The 1,635-nt window shown below is 31.6% G+C and carries 1 protein-coding gene; it reads left to right on the top strand.

The features are described from left to right. Positions 1 to 841: 841 nt before the first annotated feature. Positions 842 to 1,561, top strand: a complete 720-nt coding sequence (locus tag ACOVQ4_RS19075) for a LytR/AlgR family response regulator transcription factor (protein ID WP_421822199.1) — start codon at positions 842 to 844, stop codon at positions 1,559 to 1,561. Positions 1,562 to 1,635: the final 74 nt, after the last annotated feature.

The raw sequence follows: 1,635 nt of genomic DNA, 5'->3' as shown, positions 1-1,635 counted from the left end.
ATGAGTCCAAGACTAAGTCTTGAACTAGTATCTTCAAATTTGTCCAGTAATCAGTGAAAACACGTTTTTATGAAATGATAAAGATCTTTTGCCTAAGGCCTAGGGCTTAAAGCCTATTGCCTAGCAATTATTAAGCTTTCTGCTATAGGCATTCTACAAAATATATCTATCGTTACTAAAAAACAATTTAACACTCTTTGCCTTGTGCCTGTTGCCTTCAACACAAAACTTAAATCTAATTCTACACGATTACTTATAACCACCAAATTGCAAGTTCATAAGATATACATGCAATTCATAAATAATAAGGTTTCAATTGATACATTAGTTCATCAATTCATGGGATAATTTGAATGTTGGTAGGCTAACAGATGTAAGCATTATTGCACAACGATATTAAAAATTAATTTTGTAATACAATTACATCCTTACTCAATATCATAAATATCTGACCGCCTAAAGTTATTGTACTTGTATAACAAAAACGAGAAATCAACATGCTTAAGTAGTTTAAACATTAATCATTAGTTTAAGTACTCAACAAATATTATCATTCATTCAATAATTCGCCTAAGTAATAGAATCTTTAATTCTTACTTTTTGAAAACTATACAAATCCCAAGATATGCTCAAAACTTGAGTGCGTCTTGGGATTTTTGTTAAATTCTCGTCTTTTATATTTCCTTTTCTAACAAAAATACCGTAAGTTGCGATGTAAAAAACTGTTCATAGGAATTGTTTTTCTTACTTTTCGCCAAATATATTTAAACCTTTCATTAGTATATTCTAGAAGTAAACGTACATTCTAGCCAATTTAACAACAGAATAATTCACCTAATTCATGACAGTTTATCGATGTGTCATTTTAGAAGACGATGACATCGCACAAAAGATTTTAGAAACCAACATCAAAAGATTACCACATCTTGAAATCGTACAGGTGTTTAGTAATCCTATTGAAGCCATTCCTATCTTACATCAAGGAAAGGTTGATATTCTATTTTCGGATGTGGAAATGCCCGAAATTTCTGGATTGGATTTAATCAAAACACTTGAAGCTCCACCTCAAATTATTCTGACAACAAGCCATTCCGACTACTCGATGGAGGCCTTTGATGTGGGTGTTACAGATTATTTACTAAAGCCCTTTAGTTTTGAAAGATTCTTAAAAGCTGTTAATAGAGCTATCGACAATATTAATATCAAAAATAAGGCTTCACAAAAACCTGTAGTGCAAGAAGAGCAAATCATATTCTTAAAGGCTGGACGCGAATCATTGAAATTTTTTGTAAATGATATCCAATACATCGAGGCTTTAGGAGCATATACTCGCATTTTTAGTAAAGAAAAGCCCGTGCTAATCAGTGAGTCGATTTCGGACTTGCAGATAAAATTACAGCCTCTCAACTTTATCAGGGTACATAAATCTTATATAGTACCTCGTTTTAAGGTAACTGGCATATCGTCACGACATGTAATTTTAGATAAATTGAAAATACCTTTGGGGGTATCTTATCGAGAAACTATAGAAAAACTTTTTGAAGAAAAGTCTAACACATAAAAAAAGGGTTCTGCGTACACAGAACCCTTTTTTTATGTGTTATTGAATCTATCAATTACAAGCTTTTCAAATCA

It is taken from the genome of Flectobacillus sp., assembly GCF_049240685.1.
In the GTDB taxonomy this organism is placed as follows: Bacteria; Bacteroidota; Bacteroidia; order Cytophagales; family Spirosomataceae; genus Flectobacillus.
Note: the sequence above shows the minus strand (reverse complement) of the source record. Positions and strands in the feature narration are given on the sequence as shown.

Bases quoted from the DNA above. Each gene is read 5' to 3' on its own strand.
- ACOVQ4_RS19075 (WP_421822199.1), top strand. From the start codon at position 842: ATGACAGTTTATCGATGTGTCATTTTAGAAGACGATGACATCGCACAA.